The organism is Streptomyces sp. NPDC054796 (genome assembly GCF_053611545.1).
Genome location: NZ_JBSHAO010000005.1, coordinates 206,805 through 220,929, shown reverse-complemented (window position 1 = coordinate 220,929; position 14,125 = coordinate 206,805). Strand labels below are relative to the sequence as shown.

The window sequence follows — 14,125 nt, the reverse complement described above, 5'->3', positions numbered from 1 at the left end:
GCACGGCGTCCGACGGCAGCATGTATCTGGACCCCTCCGCCAAGACGCTGGTGAAGCTGCTGGTCGCCGGGCCGTTCGGGGTCGGCAAGACGACGTTCATCCGCTCGCTGTCCGAGACGGCTCCGCTGCACACCGAGGAGGTGATGACGCAGACCGGAGCGCTCGTCGACGACCTGGCGGGGGTCAGGGAGAAGTCCACGACCACCGTCGCGATCGACTTCGGACGGCGCACCCTGCCCGGCGACCTGGTGCTCTACATGTTCGGCACGCCGGGCCAGCGGCGGTTCAGGCCGCTGTGGCAGGACATCGCGCGCGGGGCCCTGGGGGCCCTGGTGCTGGCCGACACCCGGCGGCTGGCGGACTCCTTCGAGGTGATGGACATGATCGAGGAGGCGGGGCTGCGGTACGCGGTCGCCGTCAACACCTTCCCCGACTCGCCGTCGCACGCCGTCGAAACCCTGCGCGACCACCTCGATCTGGACCCGGACACCCCGCTGGTGCTGTGCGACGCGCGCGACCGCGACCAGTCGGCCGACGCGCTGATCGCCCTCGTCGGCCACGTCCTCTCCCACACCCCGCAGACCCCGGACCCGGGCCCAGCGCCCGGCCACGCACCGGCACAGCACCAGGAGCCCGCGTGAACACCCCGCACCCCCCGCCCCCGCCCCGCAGGCACGGCCCGCCCCCAGGGCGTCCCGGCGCCTCCCGCGCCACCGGCGTCATGCCGCCGCCCATGGCGCCGCCCGGCAGCGAGGTCACCGCGCTGTACGGCCCGGAGTTCGCCGCCGACCCGCACGGCGTCTACGACCGCCTCCGCGTCTACGGGCCCCTCGCGCCCGTGGAGGTCGCGCCGGGCGTGGGCGCGCTGCTGATCCTCGACTACCGCGCCGCGCTGGACCTGCTGCACGACCCCGTCACCTGGTCGAAGGACTCGCGGGTCTGGCAGGACACGATCCCCGAGGACTCGCCGATCCGGCCCATGATGTCGTGGCGGCCCAACGTCTTCTTCAGCGACGGCGAGGCCCACACGCGCTACCGGCAGGTCATCACCGACAGCTTCGACCGCATCGAACCCCACGTCATGCGCGGGCACGTGCAGGAGCTGGCCGACTCCCTCATCGCCAGGTTCGGCGCCGACGGCGAGGCCGACCTGATCTCGCAGTACGCGCGGGTGCTGCCGCTGCTGCTGTTCAACCGTGTCTTCGGGCTGCCCGACTCCTACAGCGACCGGCTGGTCAGCGCGCTCTCCGCGCTCTTCGAGGCGAACACCCCGGAGGAGGCCGCCGCGGGCAACGCGGCGTTCGAGAGCTACATCGGGGAGCTGGCGGCGGCGAAGAAGCGCGAGCGCGGCGCCGACCTCACCTCCTGGTTCATGGACCACCCGGCGGGCCTCAGCGACGAGGAGGTCATCCACCAGATCGTCCTGACGATGGGCGCGGGGCACGAGCCGACGACCAACCTGATCGGCAACGCGCTCGCCCGGATGCTCTCCGACGACCGCTACTACAGCACCCTCTCCGGCGGCGCCCTCACCCCGCGCGACGCCATCCTCGACGTCCTCCAGAACGAGCCGCCGATCTCCAACTACTCGGCGCACTTCCCCACCAGGGACGTGCTGTTCCACGGCACCTGGATCCGCAAGGGCCAGCTCGTGCTCGTCTCCTACGCGGCGGCCAACACCCAGCACGGGCGCACGGCCCCCGGCCAGGGCGGCGGCACCGGCGGTTCCGGCGGCGGCGCGCACCTGGCGTGGGCCGCGGGCCCGCATTCCTGCCCGGTGCACAGGCCCGCGCTGCTCATCGCGACGACCGCGATCGAGCGGCTCACGGCCTGGCTCTCCGACATCGAACTGCGGGTGGCCTTCGACACGCTGGAGTGGCGCAACGGCCCCTTCCACCGTGCCCTCGCCGAACTGCCCGCCCGTTTCACGCCCATCGTCCCCGACCAGGCGGGAGCCACCCCGTGGAAGAGCAGCCCCTCGTCATCGACCCCGCAGGCAGCGACATCCACGGCGAGGCCGACCGCCTCCGCCGTTTCGGACCAGCGGCCCGGATAGAGCTGCCCTCGGGCATCCCCGCCTGGTCCGTCAACAGCTTCGCGCTGCTCAAGGACATGCTGACCGACGCACGGGTCTCCAAGGACCCGCGCAAGCACTGGCCCGCCTGGCAGCGCGGCGAGTTCCGTGACACCTGGGTACGGGCCTGGATCGACGTGGACAACATGTTCACCGCGTACGGCACCGACCACAGACGCCTGCGGAAACTCGTCGCGCCCGCCTTCACGGCACGCCGCACCGAGGGGCTGCGTCCCAGCGTGGAGGCCATCACGGCGGACCTGCTGGGCGCGCTGGAGGAGCAGCCGGAGGGCGAGAGCGTCGATCTGCGCGCCGCCTACGCGCACCCGCTGCCGATGCGGGTGATCTGCGAGCTGTTCGGGGTGCCCGAGCGCGACCAGCCGGAGGTGCGGCGGATCGTGGAGCGGGTCTTCGACACCTCCGCCACCCCGCAGGAGGCGGCGGAGACCGCGCGGGACATCCGGATCGCGTTCGGCGCGCTGGCCGAGCTGAAGCGGCGGGAGCCGGGCGAGGACCTGACCAGCGTGCTGGTCTCTGCGCGTGACGAGGAGGACGGTTCGCGGCTGAGCGAGAGCGAACTGATCGACACGCTGATGCTGGTGATCGGCGCGGGCCACGAGACCACCGTGAACCTCATCGCCAACGCCGTCCACGCGCTCCTCACCCACCCCGAACAGCTCAAGCTGGTGCTGGACGGCGGCGCCACGTGGGACGACGTCATCGAGGAGACGCTGCGCTGGGCGCCCAGCATCTCGAACCTGCCGCTGCGCTTCGCCGTCGAGGACATCGCGCTCCCCGACGGCGGCACGATCCGCCAGGGCGACGCGATCCTCACCACCTACGCGGCAGCGGCGCGCGACCCGGAGAAGCACGGGCCGACCGCGTCCGCCTTCGACGTCACCCGCACCGACAAGGAGCACCTGTCCTTCGGGCACGGGGTGCACTTCTGCCTGGGCGCGCCGCTGGCCAGGGTGGAGGCCCGTACGGCGCTGCCCGCGCTCTTCGGGCGCTTCCCCGGCATCCGACTGGCGGTCCCTCCGGAGGAGATCGTCCCGATCACCTCGTTCATCTCGGACGGGCCCGCGACGCTTCCCGTGCTGCTGAGCTGACGCGGAACGCGCCGACGCCGCCGCACCGCACCGTGTGACGGGGAGGGGCCGCCCGGCTGTGGGCGGCCCCGGCCCCGGCCCCGGGTCACGCTCCGGCCCACAGCCCGTCCGGCGTGAGCCCCAGGAGCGAGATCGCGTTGCCGCGCACGATCCGCTCCACCAGATCGGGCGCCAGATGCCCCATCTGCTCCTCGCCGACCTCCCTGGACCTGGGCCAGGTGGAGTCGGAGTGGGGGTAGTCCGTCTCGTAGAGCACGTTGGGTACGCCGATGGCGTCGATGTTCTTCAGGCCGAACGCGTCGTCGAAGAAGCAGCCGTAGACATGATCGGCGAACAGCTCGGACGGCGGGCGCAGCACCTTCTCGGCGACGCCGCCCCACCCCCGGTTCTCCTCCCAGACCACGTCCGCGCGTTCGAGGATGTACGGGATCCAGCCGATCTGGCCCTCCGCGTACATGATCTTCAGTCCGGGGAAGCGGTCGAACTTGCCGCTCATCAGCCAGTCGACCATCGAGAAGCAGCAGTTGGCGAAGGTGATCGTCGAGCCGACGGCCGGGGGCGCGTCAGCGGATGTGGACGGCATCCGGCTGGAGGAGCCGATGTGCATGGCTATGACGGTGCCCGTCTCGTCGCACGCGCGCAGGAACGGGTCCCACTCGTCGCCGTGGATGCTGGGCAGACCCAGGTGCGGGGGAATCTCGCTGAAGCAGACGGCGCGGACTCCTCTCGCGGCATTGCGCCGTACCTCGGCCGCGGCCAGTTCCGCGTCCCACAGCGGTACGAGGGTGAGGGGGATCAGGCGTCCGCCCGCCTCGGGCCCACACCATTCCTCCACCATCCAGTCGTTGTACGCGCGCACCCCGAGCAGTCCGAGTTCGCGGTCCTTGGCCTCCGTGAAGGTCTGTCCGCAGAAGCGCGGGAAGGTGGGGAAGCAGAGCGCGGACTGGACGTGGTTCACGTCCATGTCCGCGAGCCTGTCCTTCACGCTGAAGGACCCCGGGCGCATCTGCTCGTAGGTGATGGCCTCCAGCCTGACCTCGTCCCTGTCGTAGCCGACGGCCGTATCGAGCCTGGTCAGCGGCCTGTGCAGGTCTTCGTAGACCCACCAGTCGGCCACCGGGCCCGGGTCGCCCTGACCTCCCATCAGGGGGGCGAACTTCCCGCCGACGAAGGTCATCTCCTTCAGCGGCGCCCGGACGATACGGGGCCCTATGTCCTGATACTTCGACGGGAGCCGGTCCTGCCAGACGTTGGGGGGTTCGACCGTGTGGTCGTCCACCGAGATGATCTTCGGGAAGGTCTCCATGGCGTCCACGGTAACCCCGATCTGACGATCCGTCAGCTAGCGGAATGCCAGCGAAATTTGGGGACCTCGTAGAGAGGCCGGTACCGAGCTGACGTAATCGCCGATGACAAGGCAAACTGGCCCTGCGGAGTGGAGCGCAGAACGCAGGGGGCACCATGGGCGCCGAGGGGCACCGGGGACGCGAACCCGAGCAGCAGGAACGACGGCTGCGCTTCGCCGTGCTCGGACCCGTCCGCGCCTGGCGCGGTGACCAGGCACTCAACATGGGCTCCCCGCAGCAGCGCGCCCTCCTCGCGGCCCTCCTGCTGCGCGGCGGCCACACGGCCACGGCCGAGGAGCTGATCGACGCGATCTGGGGCGAGGAGCCACCGGATCAGGCCAAGGCCGCGCTGCGCACGTACGCGTCCCGCATCCGCAAGGCACTGGGCGCCGACGCCGAGGTACTCGTCAGCGAATCCGGCGGCTACGCGATCCGCGCCACCGACGACGCCGTCCTGGACGTGGACACCGCAGCGGCCCTCGCCACCGACGCCGAGAAGTCGGCCGCCGGCGGCGACCGCTGCCGCGCCCGTACCCAGTACAACGCGGCCCTGGACGAGTGGGACGGCGAGCCGCTGGCCCACGTCCCGGGCCCTTACGCCGAGACCCAGCGCATCAGGCTGGAGGAGTGGCGCCTCAGCCTGCTGGAACACCGGCTCGATCTCGACCTCCAGGTCGGCTGCCACGCCGAGGCCGTCAGCGAACTGACCGCGCTCACCGCCGCGCACCCGCTGCGCGAGCGGCTGCGCGAACTGCTGATGCTCGCCCTCTACCGCAGCGGCAGGCAGGCCGAGGCCCTCGCCGTCTACGCCGACACCCGCCGCCTGCTCGCCGACGAGCTGGGCGTCGATCCGCGCATCGAGCTCTCCGAGCTGCAACAGCGCATCCTGGAGGCCGACGAGGGCCTCAACCACAACCCCGACGCGCCCGAGAGCACGGCCGTCCCCAGCCTGACCCGCCCGGCCCAGCTCCCGGCCACGGTGGCCGACTTCACCGGTCGCGCCTCCTTCGTCGCCGAACTGAGCGACCAGCTCGGGGAGGCCGAGGGCACGGTGATGGCGGTCTCCGCCGTCGCGGGCATCGGCGGCGTCGGCAAGACCACGCTGGCCGTCCACGTCGCCCACGCGGCGGCCGAGCACTTCCCCGACGGACAGCTCTACGTGGACCTCCAGGGCGCGGGCCCCTCGGCCGCCGAACCCGAGGCCGTGCTGGGCGCGTTCCTGCGCTCGCTGGGCACACCCGACTCGGCCATCCCGGACGGCGTCGAGGAACGCGCGGGCCTCTTCCGCTCCCTCCTCGCGGGCCGCCGCGTCCTGACCCTCCTCGACAACGCCCGCGACGCGGCGCAGGTCAGGCCCCTGCTGCCCGGCACGGCGGGCTGCGCCGCGCTGATCACCAGCCGGGCCCGCATGGTGGACCTCGCGGGCGCGCACCTCGTCGACCTCGACGTCATGAGCCCCGAGGAGGCCATGACCCTCTTCACCCGCATCGTGGGCGAGGAGCGCGTCACCTCCGAGCGGCAGGCGGCGATGGACGTCGTCGCCGCGTGCGGGTTCCTGCCGCTGGCCATCCGCATCGCGGCGGCCCGGCTCGCGGCCCGCCGCACCTGGACCGTCTCCGTCCTCGCCTCCAAGCTCGCGGACGAGCGCCGCCGCCTGGACGAACTCCAGGCGGGCGACCAAGCGGTAAAGGCCACCTTCGAACTCGGCTACGGCCAGCTCGACCACGAACAGGCCCGCGCCTTCCGCCTGCTGGGCCTCGCCGACGGCCCGGACATCTCCGTCCAGGCGGCCGCGGCCATGCTCGACCGCGACCCGGCGGTGACGGAGGACCTGCTGGAGTCCCTGGTGGACACCTCCCTCCTGGAATCCGCAGCGCCCGGCCGCTACCGCCTCCACGACCTCGTCCGCCTCTTCGCCCGCGCCTGCGCCGAGCGCGACGAACAGCCGCCGAGCGAACGGGACGCGGCGCTCTCCCGGCTGCTGGACTTCTACCTGGCGACGGCACGGAACGTGCACGCCCTGGAGCGTCCGGGCGAGCGCCTGGTGGAACACCTCGCGAAGACGGCCTGCCCAGGGCTCGCCTTCGACGGCCAGAGCGCGGCCATCGACTGGCTCTTCGCCGAGTCCGGCTGCTTCCTCGCCGCGGCGCGTCAGCTCGCCTCGGGACCGACACTGCGCCGCGCGGTGGACCTGCTGATGGCCACGAGCGACCTGGGCGAGGCGGGCATCAACGTCCGCCAGTACGAGCAGGCCGCTGAGACCCTGAAGAAGGCCGCCCAGATCGCCGGGGACACCCACGCCGAGGCCCGCGCCCGCTCGGTGCTGACGGGGCTCCACCTGACGACGGGCGCCTTCGACCGCGCGGACGACGAGGCCCGCATGGCGGGCATCCTCGGGCTCGCGTCCGAGGACCCGATCTCCTCCTCGTACGCGCTGAACGACCGCGGGATCGTGGCGAACTACCAGGGCAGGTACACCGAGGGCGAGGAATACATCCGGCAGGCGCTGGACCGGTTCCGCGAGTACGCGAACAAGCCGTCCGAGGCCAGCGCACTGTGCAACCTGGCTCGCGCGCACGTCGGCACCGGAAGGGCCTCCAGCGCGGTCCAGCTCGCCGAGCAGGCGGTCGTCATCTACCGTCAGCTGGACGTCTCCATGCGGTTGGCAAACGGTCTCTACGCGCTGGGGATCACACTCACCGCCGCCCATCGGCCCCAGGAAGCGGAGCAGAAGTTCCTCGAAGCCATCGAAATCTTCCGCCACAGCCGACAGCAACTGTGGGAGGGCAACACCCACTTCCGACTGGCGGAGGTGTATCTCGCGGCGCACAAGCCCGCCCAGGCGGCGGCGCAGGCCGAACGGGCCCTCGCGCTGCGCGGGATCGGCGGGGAATGGCGGCGGGGAACGTTCTTGCTCGTTCTCGGCAAGTCACTGGACGCTCTGGGACAGACCGACCGCGCTCGGGCCTGCTGGCGCGAGGCTCTCGCCATCTTCGAGGAACTCGGCACTGTTGAGGCGAGCGAGGTCAGGGAGCTGCTCCGCCCCACCGTGGCCGCCTGAGACAGCCCGCCAACCGGACGTTCATCGATCGTTTATCGCCACCCGCCATGCTCATTGCAATCGATCCGTCGCGTCGGGGGGCAGGCGGACCGATGGGGGAGGGCCGCAGACCGACTAAGGTATGCGGTCCTGCAACACCCGTCCGGCGACCCACGGGGGAGTCGCCGGGCGGGCACCGTCACCCAAATGAATAGAAACAGGGGGATTCACCATGGGTACTCACGAGAAGAAGACCACGACCGACGACAACCCGACCACCAAGGACCGTCACCAGTCGAGCGAGCCCGCCAACGAAGAGGCCACGGTCGGCACCGTCGGTACGCAGGACCGTCACCAGTCGAGCGAGCCCGCCGGCTAAGACCAACCACCACGGGGGACATGCGTGGGCCGTCATCGGCGACGGAGAGGGGGAGTCGCCGGTGACGGCCCGCGCGTGTGCGCAAGAGGGACAGACGCGGGTATACGGATATCAGAACCCGTCACTTCATGGTGAGTTCCAGCCATGACCGGATTCGTCCGAACATTATGCGACTAGCGTCACGCGCAGCACCAAAGGTCAAGCCCGTTCCCCTTGGGAGGAGTCTCTCTATGACCCGTTCGAAAAAGATCATCGCGACCTGTGCGATAGCCATAGCGATGGCCGTCGGTTCGGCCGGGCCCACGCTAGCCGCGGACTCCGACACGGTGACCACCGAGGACCGCCACCAGACCGTCGCCCCGCCGACGTCCGAGGACCAGGGACCGGCCGTCGCCCAAGCCACCTAGGACGCGACCGCACCTCCTGAGCCCAGGGCCGGGCACGGCAAGGACCGTAGCGCCCCGGTCTCTTCCGTCGGCTATACCGTTCCCAGATCCGCGCTCACCCAGTGTTCGGGGCGCATGCGAATGATGATCTGTTCGCCGTGCTCCTTCCAGGACCAGGCCACGTAGCCGTCCACCTTCTCCTGCGGGAGGTAGCGGGCTGACATCTCGCGGAGGGCTTCCTGGGTGGCCGGGGAGGTTTCGGTGACCGGGCCCTCAGCGGAGACGTAGCGGATCGTGGGCTCCAGGCGGTCGGCCATGATCGTGAAGCGGCCGGCGCTGCCGATGAGCCTGGCCTTGACGGAGTCGCGGCCCGTCATGATCCACAGTTCGCCACCGGGTGCGTACTGGTACCAGATGGGGACGGTCAGCGGTGCCCGGTTCGCCTCCTCCCGCGCTACGGAGAGGGCGCCGATGTGCGGCTCGGCGAGGAAGTGTTCGCGTTCTTCACGGGACAGGGCCATGTCGTGCTCCTTCGCAGAACGTGCCGTAAGGCCGTAAGGGAGACGCGCGTCCGGCGGACAGTGGCACCGGGCGCGCAGTCTTCAGCTTCTCCCGCCCGCCCCGTATTCCGGCGTACCGACGCGGAATCGCACCGCGCTTCCCTCGCTCAACCCCCGGAGCGCAGCCGCGTCTTCAGCACCTTGCCGCTCGCGTTGCGCGGCAGCCGGTCGACGAACTCGACCTCGCGCGGCACCTTGTAGTTGGCCATCTCCCGGCGTGACCAGGCGATGAGGTCGTCGGCCGTCACCGTCGCGCCCTCGTGCCGGACGGCGAACGCCTTGCCGACCTCGCCCAGCCGCCCGTCCGGCACGCCGACGACGGCGACGTCCGCGATGCAGGGGTGGCGGGCGAGAAGCTGCTCTATCTCGGCGGGGTAGGCGTTGAAGCCGCCGACGATGAACATGTCCTTGATCCGGTCGGTGATGCGGAGATTGCCGTCCGCGTCCATGACGCCGACGTCGCCCGTCCGCAGCCAGCCGTCGGACGTGAGGACCTTCGCCGTCTCCTCCGGCTCCTCGAAGTACCCCGACATCACGTGGTAGCCGCGCACGAGGACCTCGCCGGGTTCGCCTGGTGGCTGGGTGGCGCCCGACGAGGCGACGACGCGGACCTCGGTACCGGGGATCGCGCGGCCCGAGGTGCCCGCGATGATCTCGGCCGGGTCGCCCTGGCGGCACATGGTGACGGTGCCGCTGGCCTCGGTGAGCCCGTAAGCCGTGAGCACGGTGGCGATCTTCAGCTCGCTGCGCAGCCGCTCGACCAGTTCCAGCGGCACGACCGCGGCACCCGTCACCACCAGGCGCAGCGCGGACAGGTCGTGCTGGGCGCGGTGCGGGTGGTCCAGCACGGACTGGTGGAGGGTCGGCGGGCCCGGCATCACGCTGACGCGCTCCGCCGCGATGTGCGCGAGCGCGGTCTCGACGCTGAAGACGGGCTGCGGGATCATCGTCGCGCCCCGCGTCAGACAGGCGATGATCCCCGCCTTGTACCCGAACGTGTGGAAGAACGGGTTGACGATCAGATAGCGGTCGCCCTCCTCCAGGCCCGCGAGCCCCGCCCAGGTGTCGTAGACGCACAGGGTCTGCTCGTGGGTGATGACGGCGCCCTTGGGGTTGCCCGTGGTGCCCGAGGTGAAGGTGATGTCGGAGGGGGAGGACGGGTCGATGGCGTCGGCCCGCTCCCGTACGGCCTCGGGCGGCACGTCCGCGCCGCCCGCGAGGAACCCGCTCCAGGTGTGGAAGCCCTCGGGCGCGTCGTCGGAGAAGACGACCGCGGTACGCAGGTGCGGCAGACCGGGCAGCGGCCCGACGCCGGGCACGGTGCCGCCCCCCGGCGCCTCCGACGGTTCCGGCACCTCCGACGCGGCGCGCCGCAGCGACGCCACGTACGAGGTCCCCAGGAACGTCCCGGTGACGAAGAGCATCGTGGCGCGGGTGCGGCGCAGCACGTAGGCGGCCTCGGTGCCCTTGAAGCGGGTGTTGACGGGGACGAGGACGCCGCCCGCGGTCACCGCGCCGAGCGCCGCGGTGATCCAGTCGACGGTGTTGGGCGCCCAGACGGCGACCCGCTCCCCCGGCGCGAGGCCCGCGGCGACGCAGGCCGCCGCCGCGCGTTCGACGCGCGCGCCGAGCTGCGCGTAGGTGAGCCGCGTGCGGCCGTCGACGACCGCCTCGCGGTCCGCGTAGCGCCGGGCCGCGTCGCGGACGAGGTCCGGAACGGTGCGCCACCGGGTGGCCGGGGGCCGGGGGCCAGGGACTTCGCCCCGGGAGGACGCCGTCTCGCGCATGCAAGTCTCCCGCCGAGTAGCCGGTTACTAGCTGACTATCCGTCAGATTAGCTGTAGCCTCCTCCGCTGTCAGCAGTCCCGGACGCGGCGGGGTGACGGCCACGCCCTGGACAGGCACACACGCGGATACGCCCGGAGGTGGCGATGGGGGCAGCGCTCAACGACCTCAAGGACGCGACGGCGATCGTGGGGGCCGGCCAGACCCCCTTCGCCAAGAACCTCCCCGAATCCGAGAAGGCACTGGCCTGCCGCGCGATCCTCGCCGCACTCGACGACGCGGGCATCGCGCCGTCCGAGGTCGACGGGCTCGCCTCGTACACGATGGAGGAGACCGACGAGGTCGAGGTCGCCAAGGCCATCGGCGCGGGTGACGTGACCTTCTTCTCCAAGGTCGGCTTCGGCGGCGGCGGTTCCTGCGCCACCGTCGCGCACCTGGCCGCCGCCATCGCGACGGGCCAGGCGACGGTCGGGGTCGCCTGGCGCTCCCGCAAGCGCGGCTCAGGCGCCCGGCCGTGGACCAACACCCGTGTCCAACTGCCCACTCCTGCCCAATGGACGCGCCCCTTCGGGCTGCTGCGCCCGGCGGACGAGATCGGGATGCTCGCGCGGCGCTACATGCACGAGTACGGCGCCACCCGCGACCACTTCTTCAACGTCGCGCTCGCCTGCCGCAACCGCGCCAACCAGAACCCGGCCGCGATGATGTACGAGCGGCCGCTGACCCGCGAGATGTACATGACGGCGCGCTGGATCAGCGAGCCGCTCTGCCTCTTCGACAACTGCCTGGAGACGGACGGGGCCCTGGCCTGCGTGCTCGTCTCCGCCGACCGCGCCCGCGACTGCCGACAGCGCCCCGTCTACGTCCACTCGGCCGCGCAGGGCCTGCCCGCACAGCACCACGGGATGGTCAACTACTGGAACGACGACCCCCTCACGGGCCCCTCCTGGACGGCGGCAGAACACCTGTGGAAGTCAGCCGACTTCGGCCCACAGGATGTGGACGTCGCGCAGATCTACGACGCGTTCACGCCGCTGATACCGCTCTCCCTGGAGGGCTACGGCTTCTGCGACCGGGGCGAGGGCGCCGCCTTCACGGAGGGCGGGGCCCTGGAGATCGGCGGGCGGCTGCCCATCAACACGGGCGGGGGCGGGCTCAGCGAGGCGTACGTACACGGCTTCAACCTGATCACCGAGGGCGTCCGCCAGCTCCGCGGCACCTCGACGGCCCAGGTGCCCGACGCCGCGACGTGCCTGGTCACGGCGGGCGAAGGGGTGCCGACGTCGGCGCTGTTGCTGCGGAACTGAACGGGGTCGGGGAATGGACGGGCGGGAACGGGAGCCGGGAATCCGGGATGGGAAATCCGGAATCTGAAATTGGGAGGACAGATAACAGATGACAGATTCTGTTAATCAACTATTGTCACCTGTCAGCGACGACGACGGCGCCCCCTTCTGGCAGTACGCCGCCGAGGGCGAACTGCGCGTCCAGGCGTGTGCCGCCGAGTCCTGCGGGGAGCTGCGCTTCCCGCCCCGGCCCTGCTGCCCGTACTGCCACTCCTTCGCGAGCGAGTGGCGCAGGATGAGCGGCAGGGGGCGCGTGTGGTCGTACGTCGTCCCGCATCCGCCGCTGCTTCCCGGGTACGCCGAACAGGCGCCGTACAACGCGATCGTGGTGGAGCTGGCCGAGGCCCCGCACATCCGGCTCGTCGGCAACCTCGTGGCCTCGCCCGACGCGCCCCTCAACTCCGTCGACCCGTCCCGCCTGCGCATCGGCGCCCCCGTCAAGGTGGCCTTCACCCGCCTCTCCGACGGCACCCACGTGCCGCGCTGGCTGCTGGAGCGGCCGTGACGGGGGGCGGTGACGCAGGCGGGGACGGGGGCGCAGACGGGGACAAGACCGGTGCGGGGTCCATGATCCGGACGGAGACCGTGGACGGTGTCGCCGTCGTCACCCTCGACCGCCCGTCGCGGCACAACGCGATCGACCTGGCGGCGGCTGCCGAACTGGCCGCCGTGTGGCGCGGGTTCCGCACCGATCCCTCGGTGCGCGCCGCCGTCGTCACGGGGGCGGGCGGCCGGGCGTTCTGCACCGGCATCGACCGCGAGGCGGCCGTGGCGGCCGGGGCGCGTCAGCCGCACTCCCCCTACGCCCTCGACGACCCCCTGCTCACCATCGGCCCCAAGGCCAACGACCTGTGGATTCCGGTCATCGCCGCCGTCGAGGGGATGGCGTGCGGAGGGGCCTTCTACCTGCTGGGCGAGGCGGAGTTCCTGATCGCCTCCGAGGAGGCCGCGTTCTTCGACCCGCACACCACCTACGGCATGGTCAGCGCGTACGAGGCGATGGCCATGGCCCAGCGGATGCCGCTCGGCGAGGTGGCGCGGATGGCGCTGATGGGGACGGCGGAACGGATCTCGGCGCGCCGCGCGTACGACGTCGGACTGGTCTCCGAACTGACCCCGCCGGGCGGCGCGCTGGAGGCGGCGCTGCGCTGCGCGCGCGTGCTCGCCTCGTACCCGGCGGAGGCGGTGCAGGGGACGGTACGGGCCGTGTGGGCCGCCAAGGAGGCGGTGCGGGGCCAGGCCATGGCCCAGGCCCCGCACCTGATCGCGCTCGGCAATCTGCCGCCTGATCAGCAGTCCGGCCTGTTCGGCGCCCGGAGTTCCGGGTTCCGGCTGCGCTGAGGCGACGTGGGACGGTAAGCGCTGACTCAGTAGGTCTTGCGGTACACGTCGGTGACCTTGCACTCGCCGCCGCCGTTGGAGCCCTGCTCGGGCACGTACGGGGTGGACACGTCCAGGGTGTCGGTCCCGCCCGCCTCGACGAGGGCGATGGTGCGGTCCTCGGTCGCGATGGTCGCGCTGTTGGCGTCGGTGAACTTCACCGTCACCTCGTAGGTGACGGTCTCCGACGTGCTGTTGGTGGCGGACAGGCTCGCGGTGATGCCGGTCGCCTCGTCGTAGGAGCAGTCCGAGATCCGGATGTCGCGCATGGCGTCGTTCCTGCTGCCGCCGACGCTGCCGGTGGTGCTGGTGCCCGAGGACGTGGTGCCGGAGGACGTGGTCCCGGTGGACGAGGTGCCGCCGCTGAGGTCGTCCTTGCCGACGTCGCCCGTGCTGCCGGTCGTGCCGATCACGTCGTCGCTGCCACCGCTGCTGCTGCTACTGCTGCTGCTGTCGCTGTCGCTCTTGCCGCAGCTTCCGCCGTGCGAACCGCGGGCACCGGTCAGCAGGACGAGGGCGACCCCGAAGACGGCCACCGCCCGAACATGACGAAGCTTCACGCTTCTTCAACTCCCCGTTACTTACGCAAAAGTAGTGACATGTCACCCGCCTTTTGACGAGCGCACGTCACCCTAGCAGCGCTGTGACGGGTGGTACGGAAGTGTCTTGAGAGACGCATGTGACTTCGCGCGGCTGCCGCTCCCGCCGCCTCTCCAAACG

The 14,125-nt window shown here is 71.3% G+C and carries 13 protein-coding genes; 9 read left to right on the top strand and 4 right to left on the bottom strand.

Annotated features, from left to right (window positions below; all coding sequences use genetic code 11):
* The first annotated feature begins 20 nt into the window (after positions 1 to 20).
* The 3 genes from ACWGJ2_RS06650 to ACWGJ2_RS06640 are packed head-to-tail and all read left to right on the top strand — an operon-like array spanning position 21 to position 3,183.
* A complete protein-coding gene (locus ACWGJ2_RS06650; protein ID WP_453344863.1) occupies positions 21 to 641 on the top strand; it encodes a GTP-binding protein in 621 nt (206 codons plus the stop codon).
* A complete protein-coding gene (locus ACWGJ2_RS06645) occupies positions 638 to 2,056 on the top strand; it encodes a cytochrome P450 (RefSeq protein WP_453344862.1) in 1,419 nt (472 codons plus the stop codon). The genes ACWGJ2_RS06650 and ACWGJ2_RS06645 overlap by 4 nt, the downstream gene beginning before the upstream one ends.
* The gene (locus tag ACWGJ2_RS06640; protein WP_453344861.1) at positions 1,963 to 3,183 is read left to right on the top strand and encodes a cytochrome P450 family protein; all 1,221 of its coding nucleotides are present in this window, start codon (positions 1,963 to 1,965) and stop codon (positions 3,181 to 3,183) included. The genes ACWGJ2_RS06645 and ACWGJ2_RS06640 overlap by 94 nt, the downstream gene beginning before the upstream one ends.
* Before the next feature lie 85 nt (positions 3,184 to 3,268).
* Here the strand turns inward: ACWGJ2_RS06640 and ACWGJ2_RS06635 are convergent, their stop codons facing one another.
* Positions 3,269 to 4,489, bottom strand: a complete 1,221-nt coding sequence (locus tag ACWGJ2_RS06635) for an amidohydrolase family protein (protein WP_453344860.1) — start codon at positions 4,487 to 4,489, stop codon at positions 3,269 to 3,271.
* Between the two features lie 155 nt (positions 4,490 to 4,644).
* Here ACWGJ2_RS06635 and ACWGJ2_RS06630 point away from each other — a divergent pair, with 155 nt between their 5' ends.
* The 3 genes from ACWGJ2_RS06630 (at position 4,645) to ACWGJ2_RS06620 (ending at position 8,355) form a co-directional block, all read left to right on the top strand.
* Complete coding sequence (locus tag ACWGJ2_RS06630; protein ID WP_453344859.1) at positions 4,645 to 7,590, top strand: BTAD domain-containing putative transcriptional regulator; 2,946 nt, start codon at positions 4,645 to 4,647, stop codon at positions 7,588 to 7,590.
* Positions 7,591 to 7,801: 211 nt separating this feature from the next.
* Positions 7,802 to 7,948 (top strand): hypothetical protein, encoded by a 147-nt coding sequence (locus ACWGJ2_RS06625; protein WP_453344858.1) that lies wholly within the window; start codon positions 7,802 to 7,804, stop codon positions 7,946 to 7,948.
* Between the two features lie 230 nt (positions 7,949 to 8,178).
* Positions 8,179 to 8,355, top strand: a complete 177-nt coding sequence (locus tag ACWGJ2_RS06620; protein WP_453344857.1) for a hypothetical protein — start codon at positions 8,179 to 8,181, stop codon at positions 8,353 to 8,355.
* A 71-nt stretch (positions 8,356 to 8,426) separates the two neighbouring features.
* On the opposite strand, the gene ACWGJ2_RS06615 is transcribed toward ACWGJ2_RS06620, so the two are convergent.
* Together ACWGJ2_RS06615 and ACWGJ2_RS06610 are read right to left on the bottom strand one after the other, a co-directional pair.
* Positions 8,427 to 8,855, bottom strand: a complete 429-nt coding sequence (locus ACWGJ2_RS06615; RefSeq protein ID WP_453344856.1) for a pyridoxamine 5'-phosphate oxidase family protein — start codon at positions 8,853 to 8,855, stop codon at positions 8,427 to 8,429.
* Positions 8,856 to 9,001: 146 nt separating this feature from the next.
* Positions 9,002 to 10,681 carry a fatty acid--CoA ligase family protein gene (locus ACWGJ2_RS06610; protein WP_453344855.1) on the bottom strand — a complete coding sequence of 560 codons (1,680 nt, stop codon included), beginning with the start codon at positions 10,679 to 10,681 and terminating at the stop codon, positions 9,002 to 9,004.
* A 144-nt stretch (positions 10,682 to 10,825) separates the two neighbouring features.
* On the opposite strand from ACWGJ2_RS06610, the gene ACWGJ2_RS06605 reads away from it, so the two are divergent.
* From ACWGJ2_RS06605 to ACWGJ2_RS06595, 3 genes are all read left to right on the top strand, one after another.
* Positions 10,826 to 11,986 (top strand): lipid-transfer protein, encoded by a 1,161-nt coding sequence (locus ACWGJ2_RS06605; RefSeq protein ID WP_453344854.1) that lies wholly within the window; start codon positions 10,826 to 10,828, stop codon positions 11,984 to 11,986.
* An 88-nt stretch (positions 11,987 to 12,074) separates the two neighbouring features.
* Entirely contained in the window at positions 12,075 to 12,530 is a 456-nt protein-coding gene (locus tag ACWGJ2_RS06600) for a Zn-ribbon domain-containing OB-fold protein (protein ID WP_453344853.1), read from the top strand.
* A gap of 62 nt (positions 12,531 to 12,592) precedes the next feature.
* On the top strand, positions 12,593 to 13,366 hold the full coding sequence (locus tag ACWGJ2_RS06595) for an enoyl-CoA hydratase/isomerase family protein (RefSeq protein ID WP_453344852.1): 774 nt from the start codon (positions 12,593 to 12,595) through the stop codon (positions 13,364 to 13,366).
* Between the two features lie 26 nt (positions 13,367 to 13,392).
* Here the strand turns inward: ACWGJ2_RS06595 and ACWGJ2_RS06590 are convergent, their stop codons facing one another.
* Entirely contained in the window at positions 13,393 to 13,965 is a 573-nt protein-coding gene (locus tag ACWGJ2_RS06590) for a hypothetical protein (protein ID WP_453344851.1), read from the bottom strand.
* Between the last annotated feature and the right edge of the window lie 160 nt (positions 13,966 to 14,125).

Coding starts and splice junctions, on each gene's coding strand:
- ACWGJ2_RS06650 (WP_453344863.1), top strand. CDS start 21: ATGTATCTGGACCCCTCCGCCAAGACGCTGGTGAAGCTGCTGGTCGCC.
- ACWGJ2_RS06610 (WP_453344855.1), bottom strand. CDS start 10,681: ATGCGCGAGACGGCGTCCTCCCGGGGCGAAGTCCCTGGCCCCCGGCCC.
- ACWGJ2_RS06605 (WP_453344854.1), top strand. CDS start 10,826: ATGGGGGCAGCGCTCAACGACCTCAAGGACGCGACGGCGATCGTGGGG.
- ACWGJ2_RS06630 (WP_453344859.1), top strand. CDS start 4,645: ATGGGCGCCGAGGGGCACCGGGGACGCGAACCCGAGCAGCAGGAACGA.
- ACWGJ2_RS06615 (WP_453344856.1), bottom strand. CDS start 8,855: ATGGCCCTGTCCCGTGAAGAACGCGAACACTTCCTCGCCGAGCCGCAC.
- ACWGJ2_RS06620 (WP_453344857.1), top strand. CDS start 8,179: ATGACCCGTTCGAAAAAGATCATCGCGACCTGTGCGATAGCCATAGCG.
- ACWGJ2_RS06635 (WP_453344860.1), bottom strand. CDS start 4,489: ATGGAGACCTTCCCGAAGATCATCTCGGTGGACGACCACACGGTCGAA.
- ACWGJ2_RS06625 (WP_453344858.1), top strand. CDS start 7,802: ATGGGTACTCACGAGAAGAAGACCACGACCGACGACAACCCGACCACC.
- ACWGJ2_RS06600 (WP_453344853.1), top strand. CDS start 12,075: ATGACAGATTCTGTTAATCAACTATTGTCACCTGTCAGCGACGACGAC.
- ACWGJ2_RS06595 (WP_453344852.1), top strand. CDS start 12,593: ATGATCCGGACGGAGACCGTGGACGGTGTCGCCGTCGTCACCCTCGAC.